The sequence below is a fragment of the Paracoccus sp. Arc7-R13 genome (assembly GCF_004010775.1).
GTDB classification, from domain to species: Bacteria; Pseudomonadota; Alphaproteobacteria; order Rhodobacterales; family Rhodobacteraceae; genus Paracoccus; species Paracoccus marcusii.
The window spans coordinates 2,665,646-2,683,340 of sequence record NZ_CP034810.1 but is presented as its reverse complement, the minus strand read 5'-3'; the positions used below and the strand labels follow the sequence as shown (position 1 = coordinate 2,683,340).

12 protein-coding genes and 1 tRNA gene are annotated in these 17,695 nt (G+C 67.7%); 8 read left to right on the top strand and 5 right to left on the bottom strand.

All coding sequences use genetic code 11. The annotated features are described in order from the left end of the window. Window positions 1–8: 8 nt before the first annotated feature. From fabA to EOJ32_RS13325, 3 genes are all read right to left on the bottom strand, one after another. Entirely contained in the window at window positions 9–518 is a 510-nt protein-coding gene (gene fabA, locus EOJ32_RS13335) for a bifunctional 3-hydroxydecanoyl-ACP dehydratase/trans-2-decenoyl-ACP isomerase (protein WP_127898895.1), read from the bottom strand. A 108-nt stretch (window positions 519–626) separates the two neighbouring features. After that, window positions 627–1,493 carry a glycosyltransferase family 2 protein gene (locus EOJ32_RS13330; protein WP_371706146.1) on the bottom strand — a complete coding sequence of 289 codons (867 nt, stop codon included), beginning with the start codon at window positions 1,491–1,493 and terminating at the stop codon, window positions 627–629. An 8-nt stretch (window positions 1,494–1,501) separates the two neighbouring features. Further along, the gene (locus EOJ32_RS13325; protein WP_127898894.1) at window positions 1,502–2,230 is read right to left on the bottom strand and encodes a hypothetical protein; all 729 of its coding nucleotides are present in this window, start codon (window positions 2,228–2,230) and stop codon (window positions 1,502–1,504) included. 199 nt (window positions 2,231–2,429) lie between these two features. On the opposite strand from EOJ32_RS13325, the gene infC reads away from it, so the two are divergent. From infC to EOJ32_RS13300, 5 genes are all read left to right on the top strand, one after another. Then, window positions 2,430–2,969: a translation initiation factor IF-3 gene (infC, locus tag EOJ32_RS13320; protein WP_045999550.1), complete on the top strand. Its 540-nt coding sequence runs from the start codon at window positions 2,430–2,432 to the stop codon at window positions 2,967–2,969. A 74-nt stretch (window positions 2,970–3,043) separates the two neighbouring features. Beyond that, window positions 3,044–3,523 (top strand): dUTP diphosphatase, encoded by a 480-nt coding sequence (dut, locus tag EOJ32_RS13315; protein WP_164871448.1) that lies wholly within the window; start codon window positions 3,044–3,046, stop codon window positions 3,521–3,523. Further along, the gene (locus EOJ32_RS13310; RefSeq protein WP_127898892.1) at window positions 3,520–4,572 is read left to right on the top strand and encodes a HesA/MoeB/ThiF family protein; all 1,053 of its coding nucleotides are present in this window, start codon (window positions 3,520–3,522) and stop codon (window positions 4,570–4,572) included. Before dut ends, EOJ32_RS13310 begins: the two co-directional genes overlap by 4 nt. 27 nt (window positions 4,573–4,599) lie before the next feature. After that, the gene (locus tag EOJ32_RS13305) at window positions 4,600–6,624 is read left to right on the top strand and encodes a M3 family metallopeptidase (protein WP_127898891.1); all 2,025 of its coding nucleotides are present in this window, start codon (window positions 4,600–4,602) and stop codon (window positions 6,622–6,624) included. Window positions 6,625–6,655: 31 nt separating this feature from the next. After that, entirely contained in the window at window positions 6,656–7,027 is a 372-nt protein-coding gene (locus EOJ32_RS13300; protein WP_127898890.1) for a hypothetical protein, read from the top strand. A 121-nt stretch (window positions 7,028–7,148) separates the two neighbouring features. On the opposite strand, the gene EOJ32_RS13295 is transcribed toward EOJ32_RS13300, so the two are convergent. Then, window positions 7,149–10,583: a pyruvate carboxylase gene (locus EOJ32_RS13295; protein ID WP_127898889.1), complete on the bottom strand. Its 3,435-nt coding sequence runs from the start codon at window positions 10,581–10,583 to the stop codon at window positions 7,149–7,151. Between the two features lie 221 nt (window positions 10,584–10,804). Between EOJ32_RS13295 and uvrA the strand changes: the two genes are divergently transcribed. After that, complete coding sequence (gene uvrA / locus EOJ32_RS13290; protein ID WP_127898888.1) at window positions 10,805–13,672, top strand: excinuclease ABC subunit UvrA; 2,868 nt, start codon at window positions 10,805–10,807, stop codon at window positions 13,670–13,672. 125 nt (window positions 13,673–13,797) lie between these two features. Beyond that, a tRNA-Gly gene (locus EOJ32_RS13285) sits at window positions 13,798–13,872 on the top strand. A 295-nt stretch (window positions 13,873–14,167) separates the two neighbouring features. Here the strand turns inward: EOJ32_RS13285 and EOJ32_RS13280 are convergent. Continuing rightward, window positions 14,168–16,660, bottom strand: a complete 2,493-nt coding sequence (locus tag EOJ32_RS13280) for an FAD-dependent oxidoreductase (protein WP_127898887.1) — start codon at window positions 16,658–16,660, stop codon at window positions 14,168–14,170. Between the two features lie 152 nt (window positions 16,661–16,812). Between EOJ32_RS13280 and panC the strand changes: the two genes are divergently transcribed. Then, entirely contained in the window at window positions 16,813–17,658 is an 846-nt protein-coding gene (gene panC, locus EOJ32_RS13275) for a pantoate--beta-alanine ligase (protein ID WP_127898886.1), read from the top strand. The last annotated feature ends 37 nt before the right edge of the window (window positions 17,659–17,695 follow it).

Here is a 17,695-nt window from a genome sequence, read left to right as displayed (position 1 = left end):
GGGTGGGGTCAGCTGGCCGACAGGGCCACTTTCATGTCCTTGACCTGATAGATCAGCTCTCCGTCCGCCTCGACCCGGCCATCGGCCACGCCCATGGTCAGGCGACGGGTCTGGACGGCCTTGGTGAAATCGACGGTATAGCGCAGCATCTTGCGGTCGGGCCGCACCATGCCGGTCAGCTTGACCTCTCCGACGCCCAGGGCGTAACCGCGCCCCTGCCAGCCGCGCCAGCCCAGGTTGAAGCCGGTCAGCTGCCACAGCCCGTCCAGGCCCAGGCAGCCGGGCATGATCGGGTTGCCGGGAAAGTGGCAGCCGAAGAACCACAGGTCGGGCGTGACGTCGAATTCGGCGACGATATGGCCCTTGCCATGCGCTCCGCCGTCCTCGGACACGTCGGTGATGCGGTCCATCATCAGCATGGGCGGTTCGGGCAGCTGGGCATTTCCGGGGCCGAACAGTTCTCCGCGCGCGCAGGCAAGCAGGTCGTCGCGGTCGAAGCTGGTCTGGGTCAATGCCATCCGGGTCACGCCTTCATCTGTGCAGCCCCTGCGGGCCGGTCGGTTTTTCAGGTTGCCGCAGGGTCTATCATCCGGGGCAAGACCCGCGCAAGGGCAAGCCGCAGCCGTCTAGAACCACTGTCCCGGCTCCATCAGGCCCAGGTCCATCAGCTGCTGGCTGGTCCAGTCGAAGCGGTGCGAATTGCGCCAGGTCATGTCGCGGACCTGTTCGCGCGATCCGGGGTTGCGTACCAGCGCCTTGGCGACCCGAAAGGATGCCACAGCGGCCGTCAGGTTGTGGTGCCAGGGACAGGAGTAGGTGTTGTACTCCTCGATCGAGAAGCGGTGGTCGGCGGTCACCGTCAGGCCGGGGGCGGCGCGGAACAGCGCGATGCGGTCGATGCGGCGACGGTCTGCCGGCAGGAACTCCTCATAGCGCCAGCGCAGGCCGCCATGAAAGTCCAGCTGGCGTTCGCGGATCTGGCCGTCCGTGCCGCGACGGCCCAGGGCATAGTATCCCGTCCGGTCGAACAGCGCCCCGTCAAGATCGACCGCGTCGGGGCAGGCCCGCAGATCACCCGCATAAAGATCGATCACATAGGACAGCATCGCGGCGCGCCGTTCCTCGGTGTGAAAGGCCAGCATCTCTCCGACGCTTCGGGTTTCGCAGAAGGGATAGAACAGGAACTCTGCGTTAAAGCCGTAGTAAAGCCAGGTGCCGGTCGGCACGGCGCGGATCACCGCGTTCACCGCCTGGACATGGGCCGCGGGCCTGCGCGGGTCGTAGCGCAGCTGCGTCACCTGCGCGGCCATCGCGTCGGGCAGATCCTGCGGCTGGTCCGACATCAGCAGGATGTGGCGAAAGCCCCGGTCCAGATGATGGCGCAGCGTCGCCGCGACGGCGGTGTCGTCCTCGACCAGGATCACGGCAAGCGGTCCGCGGGCCAGGACGGCGGGCCGCCCGGCCAGGAACGGCGCCATGTCCCGGATCGGCAGGACCGTCATCAGCGCATGACCGCCTTGACCTGCTCCAGCGCGGCGGCCAGCAGGGCGGGGTCGCCCTCTGCCTGCGACACCAGCTGCTTGAGCGTCTGCTTCTGCGTGTCGGGGATGGCCGCGCCGTCGATGATGCTGTCGACCTGGGCGCGGTCGAAGCCCTCGGGGGTCAGCAGCGCCTCGATCCGGGCGGCGACGGTGGCGGCATCGGCCGTCTCGGCGGCGGCGTCCGCCGCGTCCTGCGCGGCGCTGGCGGCCTCCTGCGCGGCCGCGTCGGCGGTCAGGCCGGTGACGCCCGCGGTGGCGCCCGCGGCGGCGGCCGCGGCCCGGTCGGCGGCGTCCAGCGCGGCCTCGGCCGCGGCTTCGGCGGCGTCCGCCGCGTCGCTGGCGGGGGCGGCGCCGGTGTCGTTCGATGCGGCGACGGCCTCGGCCGCGGCATCGGCAGCGATGGCGGCGGCGTCGGCGGCCGCGTCGGCTGCGGCATTGGCTGCATCCTGGCTGTCCGTCGCCTCTGTCGCGGGGGCATCGTCCGCGGTTTCCGCGGCTGTCTGTGCGGCGTCGGCGGCATCGTCGGCCAGGCGCGCAGCGTCGCCCGCGACGGTGTCGGGGGCCGCGGTCGGGGCCTCGGGGGCCTGGGCCATCTCAACGGGTTCGTCGGTGCGGCCTTGCATCAGGTATGACGCACCCCCCGCGGCCAGAACCAGAATCACGACGATGGGCAACAGTTTCGGCATCATGGACCCCTGATGTTCACGGCATTTGCACACTCTATGACACAGCCCCCCGCGCCGGAAAAGCGCCGCACCCCCCGATTGCCCCCGGATCGGGTCGCCGCAGGGCCGAATTGCGCCCCGTCCTGATCAATTCCGGTTGAATAATGACGCGGTTGCCCTTATTTTCCTGTCACTTCGCATTGGCCATAAAAGGAGCAACGCCATAGCCCGCCGCCCGCATAACGCACCGCCCCAACGTGACACCGGTCCCCGCACCAACGAACGCATCCGCGTGTCCGAAATCCGCCTGATCGGTCCCGAAGGGGAAAACATCGGCGTCGTGCCGCCGTCGGTCGGCATGCAGATGGCACAGGATGCCGGGCTGGATCTGGTCGAGATTTCGCCGAACGCGGCCCCCCCGGTCTGCAAGGTCATGGACCTCGGCAAGTACAAGTACGAGATGCAGAAACGCGAGGCCGAGGCCCGCAAGAAGCAGAAGGTCATCGAGGTCAAGGAGATCAAGTTCCGTCCGGGAACCGATACTCACGACTATGACGTCAAGATGCGCAGCGTGCTCAAGTTCCTGGAAGGCGGCGACAAGGTCAAGGTGACCCTGCGCTTTCGCGGCCGCGAGATGGCCCACCAGGATCTTGGCCTGGAACTGCTGCACCGCGTCCGCGACGACGTCGGAGAGGCCGGCAAGGTCGAGACCATGCCCAAGCTGGAAGGTCGCCAGATGGTGATGATGATCGCTCCGCGCTGATCCGTTCCGACTGCGACATGCTGAAAGGCCGTGCGGCATTGCCGCGCGGCCTTTTGCATTGCATGGATAGGGGCATGACCCACCAGCCCGTCCTGCGCGTGATGCGCCTTCCCGATGCCGACCCCACCCTTCCGCTGCCGTCCTATCAGACGGCGGGGGCGGCGGGGGCCGACCTGTGCGCCAACCTGGCCCCCGCGGACCGGCTGCAGGGGGTGACCCTGCAGCCGATGGGCCGCGCGCTGATCCCCACCGGGCTGGCGCTGGCCATCCCGCAGGGGTGGGAGGTCCAGGTCCGCCCCCGGTCCGGGCTGGCGCTCAAGCACGGCCTGACCCTGCCCAACAGCCCCGGCACCATCGACTGCGATTATCGCGGCCCCCTGGGGGTGATCGTGCTGAACCTTGGCGATGCGCCGTTCACCATCCGCCACGGCGACCGGATCGCCCAGATGGTCGTGGCCCCCGCGCCGCAGGCCCGGTTCGAACTGGTCGACGCGCTGGACGACACCGTGCGCGGGCAGGGCGGGTTCGGTTCCACCGGGGGGGCGGGGCTATGACCGGCGTCTTCCTGATCGTGATGCTGCTGATTTTGGGCCGGGTGCTGCATCTGCCACGCCAGGTGGTGCTGCTGATGGTGGGGATCCTGTGGGTTGGCATGCTGTCGCTGCAGGTGATCGCGCCGGGCAGCGGTGCCGCCGCCGCCCTTGGTGGCAGCGCGGCGGGCTGGCTGGTTCTGGGCGCGGTGGTGATGCTGGTCATCGGCTATCGCCGGCTGCTGGCGCGACTGCGCGTTCAGGCCACGCCCGCGCCCGCCCCCGTGACCCGCGATGCCGGGCTGTCGGACGCAGAGCTGGACCGCTATGCCCGCCATCTGGTCCTGCACCAGATCGGCGGTGCGGGTCAGATGCGGCTGAAGGACGCGCGGGTGCTGGTCGTCGGGGCAGGGGGGTTGGGCTCGCCCGTCTGCCTGTACCTGGCTGCAGCTGGGGTGGGGCGGATCACGCTGGCGGATGACGACACGGTCAGCCTGTCCAACCTGCAGCGCCAGGTGATCTTTCGCGACGATCTGCGCGGCGAACCCAAGGCCTATGCCGCGGCCGAGGCGATGCTGCGGCTGAACCCGCATCTGGACGTGACGCCCCTGATCCGCCGCATCACCGAAGGCGACAGCGACCTTATCGCGGGACATGATCTGGTCATCGACGGCACCGACAGTTTCGCGGGCCGCGCCGCGATCAACCGGGCCTGCGTGGCGGCGGGCGTGCCCCTGCTTTCGGGCGCCATCGGCCAGTGGGAGGGGCAGGTGACCCTTTTCGACCCGGCCCGCGGCGGGCCCTGCATGGCCTGCCTGTTCCCCGTGGCCCCCGAACGCGACGCCCCCTGCGCCGAGGCGGGCGTGGTCGGCGCGCTGCCCGGCGTGATCGGCAGCCTGATGGCGCTGGAGGCGATCAAGCACCTGACCGGCGCGGGACAGGGCCTGCGCGGCAGGATGATGCTGTTCGACGGCCTTTATGGCGAAACCCGGACGATCGCCTGCGCACAGGACCCGACCTGTCCGGTCTGCGGGGCGCAATCGGCGCTGGAACCCGGCGCGGCGCAACCCTAGGCTGCCTGTCGACGACAGGAGGTCTTGATGAACCCGCAACTGACCCGCTGGACCGGCCCCGAAGGCCTGCCGCGTTTCGACCTGATCCACGACACGGATTTCGCCCCCGCCTTTGACCAGGCGCTGGCCGCGGCCGAAGCCGCGAACGAGGCGATCGCCGCCAACCCCGACGCGCCCGACTTTGCCAACACCATCGCGGCGATGGAGACCGCGGACGAGGATCTGAACCGCGTCCTTTCGGTGTTCTACACCTTGGCCGGGGTCGATTCGAACGACGCGCGCCAGGCGCTGCAGCGTGATTTCGCCCCCAGGCTTGCCGAATACGGCAGCCGGATCAGCATGGATCCGCGTCTGTATGCCCGCGTGCGCGCCGTGGCGGCCGCCGCCGACGGCCTTTCGCCCGAGGATCGGCGCATCACCGAACTGGCGCTGCGCGACCTGACGCGGGCCGGGGCGGGCCTGGACGAGGCGGGCCGTGGCCGCATGGCCCAGATCCGCGCCCGGTTGGCCGTGCTGACCACCGAGTTCACCCAGAACGTGCTGACGGACGAACGTGATTATGTCCTGCCCGTGGCCGACGACGCCCTGGCGGGTCTGCCCGACTGGCTGGTCCGTGCCATGCGGGCGGCGGCGCGCGAGCGCGGCATGACGGGGCAGGTGGTGACGCTGAATCGATCGTTGATCGTGCCTTTCCTGGAACATGCGCAGGACCGCGCGCTGCGCGAGACGGCGTTCCGGGCCTGGACCGCACGGGGGTCGGGTTCGGGGGCAGGCGGCGCGGCGACCGACAACCTGCTGCTGGTCTCCGAGATCCTGGCCCTGCGCCATGAGCGCGCGCAGCTGTTGGGCTATGCCGATTTCGCCAGTTACAAGCTGGAGACGCAGATGGCGGCGACGCCCGACCGCGTGCGCGACCTGCTGTCCCAGGTCTGGACCGCGGCGCGCGCCCGCGCGCTGTCCGATCAGCAGGTGCTGGCCCAAATGCTGCACGAGGACGGCGTCAACGGTCCTCTGGAGGCTTGGGACTGGCGCCTCTATGCCGAACGGCATCGCGCCCGCGCGCATGATTTCGACGCCGATGACGTGGCCCCCTATCTGACGCTGGACGCGATGCTGGGTGCTGTCTTCGACGTCGCGCATCGCCTGTTCGGCCTGGAGTTCCAGCCGCTGGAGGCGCCGCTCTGGGCGCCCGACGTGCGCGCCTGGCGGATCACCCGCGACGGTCAGCTGATGGCCGTCTTTGTGGGCGACTATTTCGCGCGGCCGTCCAAGCGGTCGGGGGCGTGGTGTTCGGCCTTGCAGATGCAGCACAAGATCGGTGACGGTCAGAGGCCGATCGTGGTCAACGTCTGCAACTTCACCCCGCCGGACCAGCCGGGTGGGCCGGCCTTCCTGTCCTGGGACGATGCGCGCACGCTGTTCCACGAATTCGGCCACGCGACGCATCACATCCTGTCGGACGTGACTTGGCCCTCGATCTCGGGGACCTCGGTTGCGCAGGATTTCGTGGAGCTGCCCAGCCAGCTCTATGAACACTGGCTGGAGCAGCCCGCGGTGCTGGATGCCCATGCGCGCCACCATGAGACCGGTGATGTCCTGCCCGCCGATCTGCGCGACCGGATGCTGGCGGCGGGCAAGGCCGGGGCAGGGTTCTCGACCGTGGAATATCTGGAGAGCGCGCTGGTGGACCTGGCCTTCCATGAGGGTGCGCCGGCATCCGACCCGATGGCACGGCAGGCCGAGGTGCTGACGGGGCTGGAGGCGCCGGACGCCATCCCCATGCGTCATGCGACGCCGCATTTCGCGCATGTCTTTGCTGGCGACAGCTATGCGGCGGGCTATTATAGCTACATGTGGTCCGAGGTGATGGACGCGGATGCCTTTGCGGCCTTCGCCGAGACGGGCGACATCTTCGACCCCGCAACGGCGCGGCGGCTGGAAGAGACGATCCTGTCCAAGGGCGGGTCGGCCCCGGCGGATCAGCTGTGGATGGCCTTTCGGGGCCGCATGCCGGGCGTCGATGCCCTGCTGAAAGGGCGCGGGCTGGACTGAGGCCCGCGCGACAGGAAGAAGGAGAAGACCCATGACCCCCATCCTGCCCGCCGCCCTGATGGCGGCGCTGGCCCTCGCGGCCTGCAAGACCGAGACCGGCGGCGGCGCCGTGCCGCCCCCCGCACAGGGCGGCGCTGCGCTGGTCGACGGGACCTATGATCTGCGGGCCGAGGCCTGCGGGGATCCGGCCTCGGAGACGCGGCTGACGCTGGCGGGGGAAAGCTGGCGGTTCTACGAGGCACGCTGCACGCGCAGTGCTGTGGGGGCGGACGGGGCGATGACGCTGAGCTGTTCCAGCGAGGGCATGACGGACACGCGTGCCGTCAGCGCCACGATGGAGGGGGCGGTGCTGCGCCTGACTGATGCGGGCGGCACGCGCCTTTACCAGCGCTGCGACGGTTGAGGGTGTGACGGGCCGGGGCGGGGGTGCCGACCGATGGTCGGCGTGCTGCCGCCCGGGCCTGAGGCGCCGCTGACGCGGCGCGGTCGTGCGGTGCCGGGGCGGCGTCCCCCGGCCCTGCGGCTCATTCGATCTCGACCAGGAGGTCTTTGGCGTCGATCTGCTGGCCGGGGCCGACATGCAGCGCCTTGATGGTGCCGTCGCGGTCGGCGTGCAGGCCGGTCTCCATCTTCATCGCCTCGATCGTCAGCAGCAGATCGCCCTGCTTGACTTGAGCGCCCTGGGCGACGCCGACGGACGCCACGACGCCCGGCATCGGCGCGCCCACATGGCCGGGGTTCGCGGCATCGGCCTTGGGGCGCGCAGCCTGCGCACCGGTGGCGGAGCGGTTCGGAACGCGGACCTGACGCGGTTGGCCGTTCAGTTCGAAGAAGACCTTCATCTGGCCGGTCTCGTCGGTCTCTCCCAGGGTCAGAAGGCGGACCTCCAGCGTCTTGCCCGGGTCGATCTCGACGCTGATCTCGTCGCCCGGCTCCATGCCGTAGAAGAAGGTTCGGGTCGGCAGGGTGCGCACCGGGCCATAGGTCTCATGGCGCTGCATGTAGTCGGTGAAGACCTTGGGATACATCAGGTATCCGTTCAGATCCTCATCGTCGATGGTCTTGCCGTCCAGCATCTCCGACAGTTTGGCACGCTCGGCCTCAAGGTCGACGGGCTCCAGATGGGCACCGGGGCGGTCGGTGATCGGGGTCTCTCCCTTGAGCACCTTGGCCTGGATCGCCCGCGGCCAGCCACCGGGGGGCTGGCCCAGGTTGCCGCGCATCATGTCCACCACCGAATCGGGGAAGGACATGTCGCGGTCGGGGTTCATGACGTACTCGGGGGGCAGGTTCTGGGACACCATCATCAGCGCCATGTCGCCCACGACCTTGGACGACGGCGTGACCTTGACGATGTCGCCGAACATCCGGTTCACGTCGGCATAGGCCTGTGCGACCTCGTGCCAGCGATCCTCCAGACCCATGCTGCGGGCCTGCGATTTCAGGTTGGTGAACTGCCCGCCGGGCATCTCGTGCAGATAGACCTCGGAGGCGGGGGACTGCAGGCCCGATTCGAACGCGGCATAGCTTTCGCGCACGCGTTCCCAATAGTTGCTGATGGCGCGGACGGCGCCGATATCCAGGCCGGTGTCGCGATCGGTCTGGGCCAACGCCTCGACCACGGACCCCAAGGTCGGCTGGCTGGTGTTGCCCGACAGCGCGTCCATCGCGCAATCGACGGCATCGACGCCCGCATCGGCGGCGGCCAGGATCGTGGCACCGCCCATGCCGCTGGTGTCGTGGGTGTGGAAGTGGATCGGCAGGCCGACCTCCTCCTTCAGGGCCTTGATCAGGATGCGGGCGGCGGGCGGCTTCAGCAGGCCCGCCATGTCCTTCAGGCCCAGCACATGCGCGCCCGCGGCCTTCAGTTCCTGCGCGGTTTTCACGTAATACTGCAGGTCGTATTTGGACCGGTCGGGGTCCAGCATGTTGCCGGTATAGCAGACCGTGCCTTCGCAGATCTTGCCCGACTCGATCACGGCGTCCATCGCGACGCGCATGTTCTCGACCCAGTTCAGGCTGTCGAAGACGCGGAACACATCGACCCCGGTCTCGGCGGCCTGCTTCACGAAGAACTGCACCACGTTGTCGGGATAGTTGGTGTAACCCACCCCATTCGACGCGCGCAGCAGCATCTGCGTCATCAGGTTGGGCATCTGCGCACGGATGTCGCGCAGGCGCTGCCAGGGGCATTCCTGCAGGAAGCGGTAGGCCACGTCGAAGGTCGCGCCCCCCCAGCATTCCACGCTGAACAGCTGCGGCAGGTTCGCGGCATAGCTGGGCGCCACGCGGATCATGTCGATCGACCGCATCCGTGTCGCCAGCAGCGACTGATGCCCATCGCGCATCGTGGTGTCGGTGATCAGCAGCTGGGTCTGGGCGGCCATCCAGTCGGCCACGGCCTGGGCGCCCTGGGTCTCCAGCAGCTGGCGGGTGCCGGGCGCGGGGGCGGCCTTTGGGGCGGGCGGGACCGGCGCGCGGGCCTGGGCCGGGGGCAGGGCGCGGCCCGCGGTCTCGGGGTGCCCGTTCACGCTGATGTCGGCCAGATAGGTCAGGATCTTGGTCGCGCGGTCCTGACGCTTCTTGAAGTCGAACAGGTCGTCGGTCGTGTCGATGAACTTGGTCGTGTAGGTGTCGTCCAGGAAGGTCGGATGTTTCAACAGGTTGATGACGAAGTCGATGTTCGTGGAAACGCCACGCACCCGGAACTCGCGCAGCGCGCGGTCCATGCGGCGGATCGCCTGGTCGGGGGTCTGCGCCCAGGCCGTGACCTTGACCAGCAGCGAATCGTAATAGCGCGTGATGACGCCCCCCGAATAGGCCGTGCCGCCGTCCAGGCGGATGCCCATGCCGGTGGCCGACCGATAGGCGGTGATGCGGCCGTAATCGGGGATGAAGTTGTTCTGCGGGTCTTCCGTGGTCACCCGGCATTGCAGGGCATGGCCCGACAGGGTGATGTCGGACTGGGCGGCATGGCCGGTGGCATCGGCCAGCGTCTCGCCCTCGGCGATGCGGATCTGGCTTTGGACGATGTCGATGCCGGTGACCTCCTCGGTCACGGTATGCTCGACCTGGACGCGGGGGTTCACCTCGATGAAGTAGAACTGCTGGCTGTCCATATCCATCAGGAACTCGACCGTGCCGGCGTTCTGATAGCCGACCGCCTGCCCGATCTTCAGCGCCAGGCCGCAGACCTCGGCGCGCTGGTCCTCGGTCAGGTAGGGGGCGGGGGCGCGTTCGACCACCTTCTGGTTGCGGCGCTGCACGGTGCAGTCGCGCTCATAGAGGTGATAGAGGCCGCCATGCGTGTCGCCCAACAGCTGCACCTCGACATGGCGGGCGCGCAGGATCATCTTCTCCAGATAACCCTCGCCATTGCCGAAGGCGGCCTCGGCCTCGCGGCGGCCCTCGCGGACCTTCTCGATCAGTTCTTCGGGGTTGTTGATCGGCCGCATGCCGCGCCCGCCACCGCCCCAGGACGCCTTCAGCATCAGCGGATAGCCGACGTCGGCCGCCTCACGCTTGATGGCGTCGAAATCATCGCCCAGCACCTCTGTCGCGGGAATGACCGGGACACCCGCCTCGATCGCCACGCGCCGCGCGCTGGCCTTGTCGCCCAACGCGCGCATCGTGTCGGCGCGCGGCCCGATGAAGGTGATGCCCGCCGCGGTGCAGGCATCCACGAAATCGGGGTTTTCCGACAGCAGGCCGTATCCCGGATGGATCGCGTCGGCGCCCGACAGCTTGGCCACGCGGATGATCTCGGGGATGGACAGATAGGCCGCGACCGGTCCCAGCCCCTCGCCGATGCGATAGGCCTCGTCCGCCTTGAAGCGGTGCAGGCCCAGCTTGTCCTCCTCGGCATAGACGGCGACCGTCTTCTTGCCCAGCTCGTTGGCCGCGCGCATCACGCGAATGGCAATCTCGCCCCGGTTCGCCACCAAAATCTTCTTGAACATGCCAAGCCCCCTTCCTCGTTGCCAAGCATCCTATCCGTGCTGCGATGCAGCGCAAGTGTTAGCGATAACCAGAAGCCTCCGCCCCGCGATATGCGACCAAAAGCTGATAGGCCACGCAGCGGATGTCACGGTGCCGCAGCGATGTTCCGCCTTCGTTCGCAGATGGAACTTGCTTTTCGCCCAAGCGTCCCTATCTGATGCGACTGGTCAGAGGGGCACGTATGGAACAGAAGTTCATCGAGGTTCGCGGCGCGCGCGAACACAATCTGAAAAACGTCGACATGGATATCCCCCGCGATCAGCTGGTGGTGATCACCGGTCTGTCGGGGTCCGGCAAGTCGTCCCTGGCCTTCGACACGGTCTATGCCGAGGGGCAGCGCCGCTATGTCGAAAGCCTGTCGGCGTATGCGCGCCAGTTCCTGGACATGATGGGCAAGCCCGATGTCGACCATATCAGCGGTCTGTCCCCCGCGATCAGCATCGAGCAGAAGACGACCTCCAAGAACCCGCGTTCCACCGTGGGCACGGTCACCGAGATCTACGACTATCTGCGTCTGCTGTTCGCGCGCGCCGGGACGCCCTATTCCCCCGTGACCGGCCTGCCGATCGAGGCGCAGCAGGTCCAGGACATGGTCGACCGCACCATGGCCCTGCCCGAAGGCACGCGCGCCTATCTGCTGGCCCCCATCGTCCGCGACCGCAAGGGCGAGTACAAGAAGGAGCTGGCCGAGCTGCGCCGCCAGGGCTTTCAGCGGGTCAAGATCAACGGCACCTTCCACGACCTGGACGACGCGCCGACCCTGGACAAGAAGTTCCGCCACAACATCGACATCGTGGTCGACCGCGTCGTCGTGCGCGAGGGGCTGGAGACGCGGCTGGCAGACAGTCTGCGCACCGCGCTGAACCTGGCCGACGGCATCGCCCATCTGGAGCTGGCGCAGGAGGAGGGGGCCGAGGGTGAACCCGAGCGCCTGACCTTTTCCGAGAAGTTCGCATGCCCCGTCAGCGGCTTCACCATCCCCGAGATCGAGCCGCGGCTGTTTTCGTTCAACGCGCCGTTCGGCGCCTGCCCGGTCTGTGACGGTCTGGGGGTCGAGCTGTTCTTCGACGACCGCCTGGTCGTGCCCGACGCGGCCCTGTCGGTGGACAAGGGCGCGATCGTGCCTTGGGCCAAGACCAAGTCGGCCTACCTGACCCAGACCATCAACGCGCTGGCGAAGCATTACGGTTTTGACAAGAAGACCCCGTGGAAGGATCTGCCCGACAGCGTCCAGCAGATGTTCCTGCGCGGGTCGGGCAAGGACGAGATTAAGTTCCGCTTCGACGACGCCGGCCGTGTCTATGAGATCAGCCGTGTCTTCGAGGGCGTGATTCCCAACATGGAACGCCGCCTGCGCGAGACCGACAGCGCCTGGGTGCGCGAGGAGTTCGAGCGTTATCAGAACAACCGCCCCTGCGGCGCCTGCGGAGGCTATCGCCTGAAGCCCGAGGCGCTGGCGGTCAAGATCGCCGGCAACCACGTGGGCGAGGTCGTGCAGCTGTCGATCCAGGAGGCGCTGGACTGGATCACCGACGCGCCGAACCACCTGTCCAAGCAGAAGGCCGAGATCGCCGCCGCAATCCTCAAGGAGATCCGCGAGCGGCTGGGATTCTTGGTCAATGTGGGCCTGAACTATCTGACCCTGTCGCGCGCGGCAGGCACGCTGTCGGGCGGCGAAAGCCAGCGCATTCGCTTGGCCAGCCAGATCGGGTCGGGCCTGACGGGCGTGCTGTACGTTCTGGACGAGCCGTCCATCGGCCTGCACCAGCGCGACAACGACCGGTTGCTGACCACGCTGATGAACCTGCGCGACCAGGGCAACTCGGTGTTGGTGGTCGAGCATGACGAGGATGCGATCCGCCATGCCGACTATGTCTTTGACATGGGGCCGGGGGCGGGGGTGCATGGCGGCACCGTGGTCAGCAAGGGCACGCCTGCCGAGATTGCCGCCGATCCGAACAGCCTGACCGGCCAGTATCTGTCCGGCAAGCGCGCGATCGAGGTCCCCGAGACCCGCCGCAAGGGCAACGGCAAGAAGGTCACCGTGGTCAAGGCGACCGGCAACAACCTGAAAAACGTCACCGCCGAATTCCCGCTGGGCCGCTTCGTCTGCGTCTCGGGCGTGTCGGGGGGCGGCAAGTCCACACTGACCATCGAGACGCTGTTCAAGACCGCATCCCTGCGCCTGAACGGTGCCCGCCAGACCCCCGCGCCCTGCGAGACGATCCGGGGGCTGGAGCATCTGGACAAGGTCATCGACATCGACCAGCGCCCCATCGGGCGCACGCCGCGGTCGAACCCGGCGACCTATACCGGCGCCTTCACGCCCATCCGCGACTGGTTCGCGGGCCTGCCCGAGGCCAAGGCGCGCGGCTACAAGCCGGGCCGCTTCAGCTTCAACGTCAAGGGGGGCCGCTGCGAGGCGTGCCAAGGCGACGGTGTCATCAAGATCGAGATGCATTTCCTGCCCGACGTCTATGTCGAGTGCGAGACCTGCAAGGGCAAGCGCTATAATCGCGAGACGCTGGAGGTGCAGTTCAAGGGCAAGTCCATCGCCGACGTGCTGGACATGACCGTGGAGGACGCGCAGGAATTCTTCAGCGCCGTCCCCTCGATCCGCGAGAAGATGGACGCGCTGATGCAGGTGGGCCTCGGCTACATCAAGGTGGGCCAGCAGGCGACGACCCTGTCGGGCGGCGAGGCGCAGCGCGTCAAGCTGTCCAAGGAGCTGTCTCGCCGGTCCACAGGCCGCACGCTGTATATCCTGGACGAGCCGACGACCGGTCTGCATTTCGAGGATGTCCGCAAGCTGCTGGAAGTGCTGCACGAACTGGTCGACCAAGGCAATTCGGTCATCGTGATCGAGCATAACCTGGACGTTATCAAGACGGCAGACTGGATCATCGACATCGGCCCCGAGGGCGGCGATGGCGGCGGCGTGATCGTGGCGGCAGGCACGCCGGAGGACGTCGCGCAGGTCGAGGCCAGCCATACCGGGCGCTATCTTGGACCCATGCTGAACCCCGCCCGCAGCCGCGCCGCGGAGTAGGGCAGGGGGTGCAAAAGAAAATCGCCGATGTTGCGTTTTTTCCTCTTGCACCCCCCGGCGGGCTTTCGTAAATACACGCTCACCGAAGGCGAGACGGTCAAACGGATCGCAAGAGGAACTGGAGTGCGGGCGTAGCTCAGGGGTAGAGCATAACCTTGCCAAGGTTAGGGTCGGGCGTTCGAATCGCCTCGCCCGCTCCAAAAACAAAAGGCCAGACCTTCGGGTCTGGCCTTTGTCATTTGTGGCCTGCGGCTTGGCGTCAGGCGGCAATAGCCCGAATTCCATCATGATTGTTTGTTACAATGGTCTGGGTGATTCCGGGTGCACAAACAGCTTTTGTTGGCACGCGGAGGATGATCCGCCGGATGCGACACCCACGGTCAGTGCCGCTTTGCAATACGCCGGTCGATCGGTGACGACATAGGTCGATCCAACCATCGGCACCCTGGGCGTCCGTGCGCAGGCGATCGCGGGGGGACCGCCTGCGCAACCTTGTCAGCCGTCGACGCGAATGCGGGCGTTCTGCGGGTCGTGCGGGCTGTCCTCGGTCACCACCGCGTCATACAGCTCGCGGAACATCCGCACCTGAAGCTTGGTGCCGGGCGTCGCCAGGTCGGGGCGGACATAGCCCATGCCGATCTGCTTGCCGAAGGCCGCCGAATAGCCACCCGAGGTCAGGCGCCCGATCTTTTCCCCGTCCAGGAACAGCGCCTCGCGGCCCCAGGGGTCCGCATCCGCCGGCCCGTCGATCAGCAGCGTGACGCAGGTGGACCGGATCCCCTTGGCCTGCATCGCGGCCTTGCCGCGGAACTCCTTGCCCAGGTCCACGAACCGGTCCAGCCCCGCCTCCAGCGGCGTCGCATCCCGGCCCAGTTCGGTGCCGAAGGCGCGGTACGACTTTTCCTGGCGCAGCCAGTTCTGAGCCCGTGCGCCGACCAGCTTCATGCCGGACGGCTCTCCTGCGGCGATCAGCTTGTCGAACAGGTGGTTCTGCATCTCGATCGGGTGGTGCAGCTCCCATCCCAGCTCGCCGGTATAGGCGACGCGGATGGCCATGACCGGTACCATGCCCAGCTCGATGTTGCGCATCGACAGCCAAGGAAAGCGCTTGTTCGACAGGGCGGTCGCGGGTTCCGCGTCACGGATCATCCGGGCCAGGATGTTCCGGCTCTCAGGCCCTGCCAGGGCAAAGACGCCCCATTGCGTGGTCACGTCCTGCACATGGACGTACTGGCCCCCGGCGGCCATGAAATCCTGCGCCGACTTCACAAGGTTGTCGCGGTCGTAATCGGTCCACGCGCCGGCGCTGACCAGGTAATAGTCCTGCTCTCCACGCCGCACGATGGTGTATTCGGTCCGCACCGTGCCTGCATCGGTCAGCGCATAGGTCAGGTTGATCCGTCCCACCTTGGGCAGCTTGTTGGTGGTCAACCAGTCCAGGAAGGCGGTCGCCCCCGGCCCGGTGACGGTGTGCTTGGCGAAGGCCGTCGCATCGACCAGGCCCGCCGTCTTGCGCACGGCCTCTGCTTCGGCCTTGGCGTATTGCCACCAGCCGCCGCGACGGAAGCTGCGGCTGTCGTGGTCGTCAAAGCCCTCGGGCGCGTAGTAGTTCGGGCGTTCCCACCCGTTCACATGCCCGAACTGCGCTCCATGCGCCGCCTGCCGGTCATAGGCCGGGGATGTGCGCAGGGGGCGGCAGGCGGGCCGCTCCTCGTCGGGATGGTGCAGGATGAAGACGTGGTCATAGGCCTCCTCGTTCTTGCGTGCGGCGTATTCCGTGGTCATCCAGGACCCGAACCGGCGCGGGTCCAGGCTGGCCATGTCGATCTCGGCCTCGCCCTGGGTCATCATCTGCGCCAGGTAATGGCCCACGCCGCCTGCTGCGGTGATGCCAAAGCTGAACCCCTCGGCCAGCCACATGTTGCGCAGGCCGGGCGCGGGTCCGACCAGCGGGTTGCCGTCGGGGGTATAGCAGATCGGGCCGTTGAAGTCGTCCTTCAGACCCACCGTCTCCGACGTCGGAATCCGGTGGATCATCGCCATGTACTCCTCCTCGATCCGCTCAAGATCCAGGGGGAACAGGTCGGCGCGGAAGCTGTCGGGCACGCCATATTCGAACCGCGCGGGCGCACCCTTCTCATAGGGCCCTAGGATCCAGCCGCCGCGCTCCTCACGGACATACCACTTGGCGTCCGCATCGCGCAGGACCGGGTGTTCGGGGTTCCCCTCGGCGCGCCAGCGCATCAGGGCGGGGTCGGGCTCGGTCACGATGAACTGGTGTTCGACCGGAATGGCGGGGATCTTGATGCCCAGCAGCTTGGCCGTGCGCTGTGCGTGGTTGCCGGTCGCGGTCACCACATGTTCGGCGTGGATGTCATAGACCTCTCCGGACGGGATCAGGTTGCCGCCCCGATCGACCATCTTTTCCACCGTCACGACCCATTCGGACCCGGTCCAGCGATAGGCGTTCACCTGGATCTTGCGCTCGATCCGGCAGCCCGCCATCCGCGCGCCCTTGGCCATGGCCTGCGTCACGTCGGCGGGGTTGATGTATCCGTCGGTCGGGTGGAACAGCGCGCCCTTCAGGTCCTCGGTGCGGACCAGCGGCCAGCGCTCCTTGATCTGCGCCGGCGTCAGGAACTGATGCTCGATCCCGATCGTCTCGGCGGTGGCGGAATACAGCATGTATTCGTCCATCCGCGCATCCGTCTGCGCCATGCGCAGGTTGCCGCAGCGGGTGAAGCCCGCGTTCAGCCCCGTCTCGGCCTCCAGCCCGGCATAGAGCTTGACCGAGTAATCGTGGATGTGGCTGGTCGCATAGTTCATGTTGAACAGGGGCAGCAGCCCCGCCGCGTGCCAGGTCGATCCGGCGGTCAGCTCGTCGCGTTCGACCAGCAGCGTGTCCCAGCCCGCGCGCGCCAGATGCAGCGCGATGCCGCATCCGACCGCGCCCCCGCCCACGACCAGAACCTTCACATGCGACGTCATCGCGCTCTCCTGTTGGAACCGTTTCGCCTGTGATGCCCCATCGGTGAAACGCCGCGTCAAAGGCGCCCGACATCTGCGGGCGAAAAACGACATGGCCTTGCCCAGACCCGCCCCCGTCGCTAGGTTGCGGCCCACGCCAACAAGGGGGCACCATGGACATCTGCCGCAGCACCGACGCCATGCGCGCCTGGCGCCGGGACGCGGGCCGCACAGCCCTGGTGCCGACGATGGGCGCGCTGCATCAGGGCCACCTGACCCTGGTCGCGCGGGCCCGCGACTGGCTGGACGGGCAGGGTGGCGGCCGGGTGGTGACCTCGATCTTCGTGAACCCCGCGCAGTTCGGCCCGAACGAGGATCTGGACAAGTATCCCCGGCAGGAGGCGCAGGACCTGGACCTGCTGCGCGAGGCCGGCTGCGACGCGGTGTTCCTGCCGCAGGTGTCCGACATCTGGCGCCCCGGTGCGCAGACCCATGTGCAGGTGACGCAGTTGGGCGGCATCCTGATGGGCCGCCTGCGCCCCGGCCATTTCCGCGGCGTGGCGACCGTGGTCACCAAGCTGTTCAACATCGTCCAGCCCCAGGCCGCGGCTTTCGGCGAAAAGGACTATCAGCAGCTGACCCTGATCACCCGCATGGTCGAGGACCTGGACATTCCCGTGACCATCCTGCCCGTGCCCACCGTGCGCGAACCCGACGGGCTGGCGATGTCCTCGCGCAACCAGCGCCTGACGGCAGAGGATCGCGCAGCCGCCCCGGTGCTGGCCCGTGCGCTGGACCATGCGGCGGAATCGGTCGCGATGGGTACACCCGTCAGCCTGCTGCGCCGCCAGATCCGCGCCATCCTGTCCACGGAACCGCGGGCCGACATCCGCTCGATCGACATCCGCGACGCGCGCGACCTGTCACGCATCGCCGTCGTGGGCGGTCCGGTGGCGATCCTGCTGGCCGTCCGTTTCGGCGACGTGCTGCTGATCGACCAGCGCACCGCCCATCCCTGACCCGCGCGGCCCCGCGCATCCCCTTGAAAGGTCGACC

Excerpts from the sequence above, each read along its gene's own strand:
- fabA (WP_127898895.1), bottom strand. The coding sequence starts at position 518 with ATGGCATTGACCCAGACCAGCTTCGACCGCGACGACCTGCTTGCCTGC.
- EOJ32_RS13325 (WP_127898894.1), bottom strand. The coding sequence starts at position 2,230 with ATGATGCCGAAACTGTTGCCCATCGTCGTGATTCTGGTTCTGGCCGCG.
- dut (WP_164871448.1), top strand. The coding sequence starts at position 3,044 with ATGACCCACCAGCCCGTCCTGCGCGTGATGCGCCTTCCCGATGCCGAC.
- EOJ32_RS13310 (WP_127898892.1), top strand. The coding sequence starts at position 3,520 with ATGACCGGCGTCTTCCTGATCGTGATGCTGCTGATTTTGGGCCGGGTG.
- EOJ32_RS13305 (WP_127898891.1), top strand. The coding sequence starts at position 4,600 with ATGAACCCGCAACTGACCCGCTGGACCGGCCCCGAAGGCCTGCCGCGT.
- EOJ32_RS13300 (WP_127898890.1), top strand. The coding sequence starts at position 6,656 with ATGACCCCCATCCTGCCCGCCGCCCTGATGGCGGCGCTGGCCCTCGCG.
- EOJ32_RS13295 (WP_127898889.1), bottom strand. The coding sequence starts at position 10,583 with ATGTTCAAGAAGATTTTGGTGGCGAACCGGGGCGAGATTGCCATTCGC.
- uvrA (WP_127898888.1), top strand. The coding sequence starts at position 10,805 with ATGGAACAGAAGTTCATCGAGGTTCGCGGCGCGCGCGAACACAATCTG.
- EOJ32_RS13280 (WP_127898887.1), bottom strand. The coding sequence starts at position 16,660 with ATGACGTCGCATGTGAAGGTTCTGGTCGTGGGCGGGGGCGCGGTCGGA.
- panC (WP_127898886.1), top strand. The coding sequence starts at position 16,813 with ATGGACATCTGCCGCAGCACCGACGCCATGCGCGCCTGGCGCCGGGAC.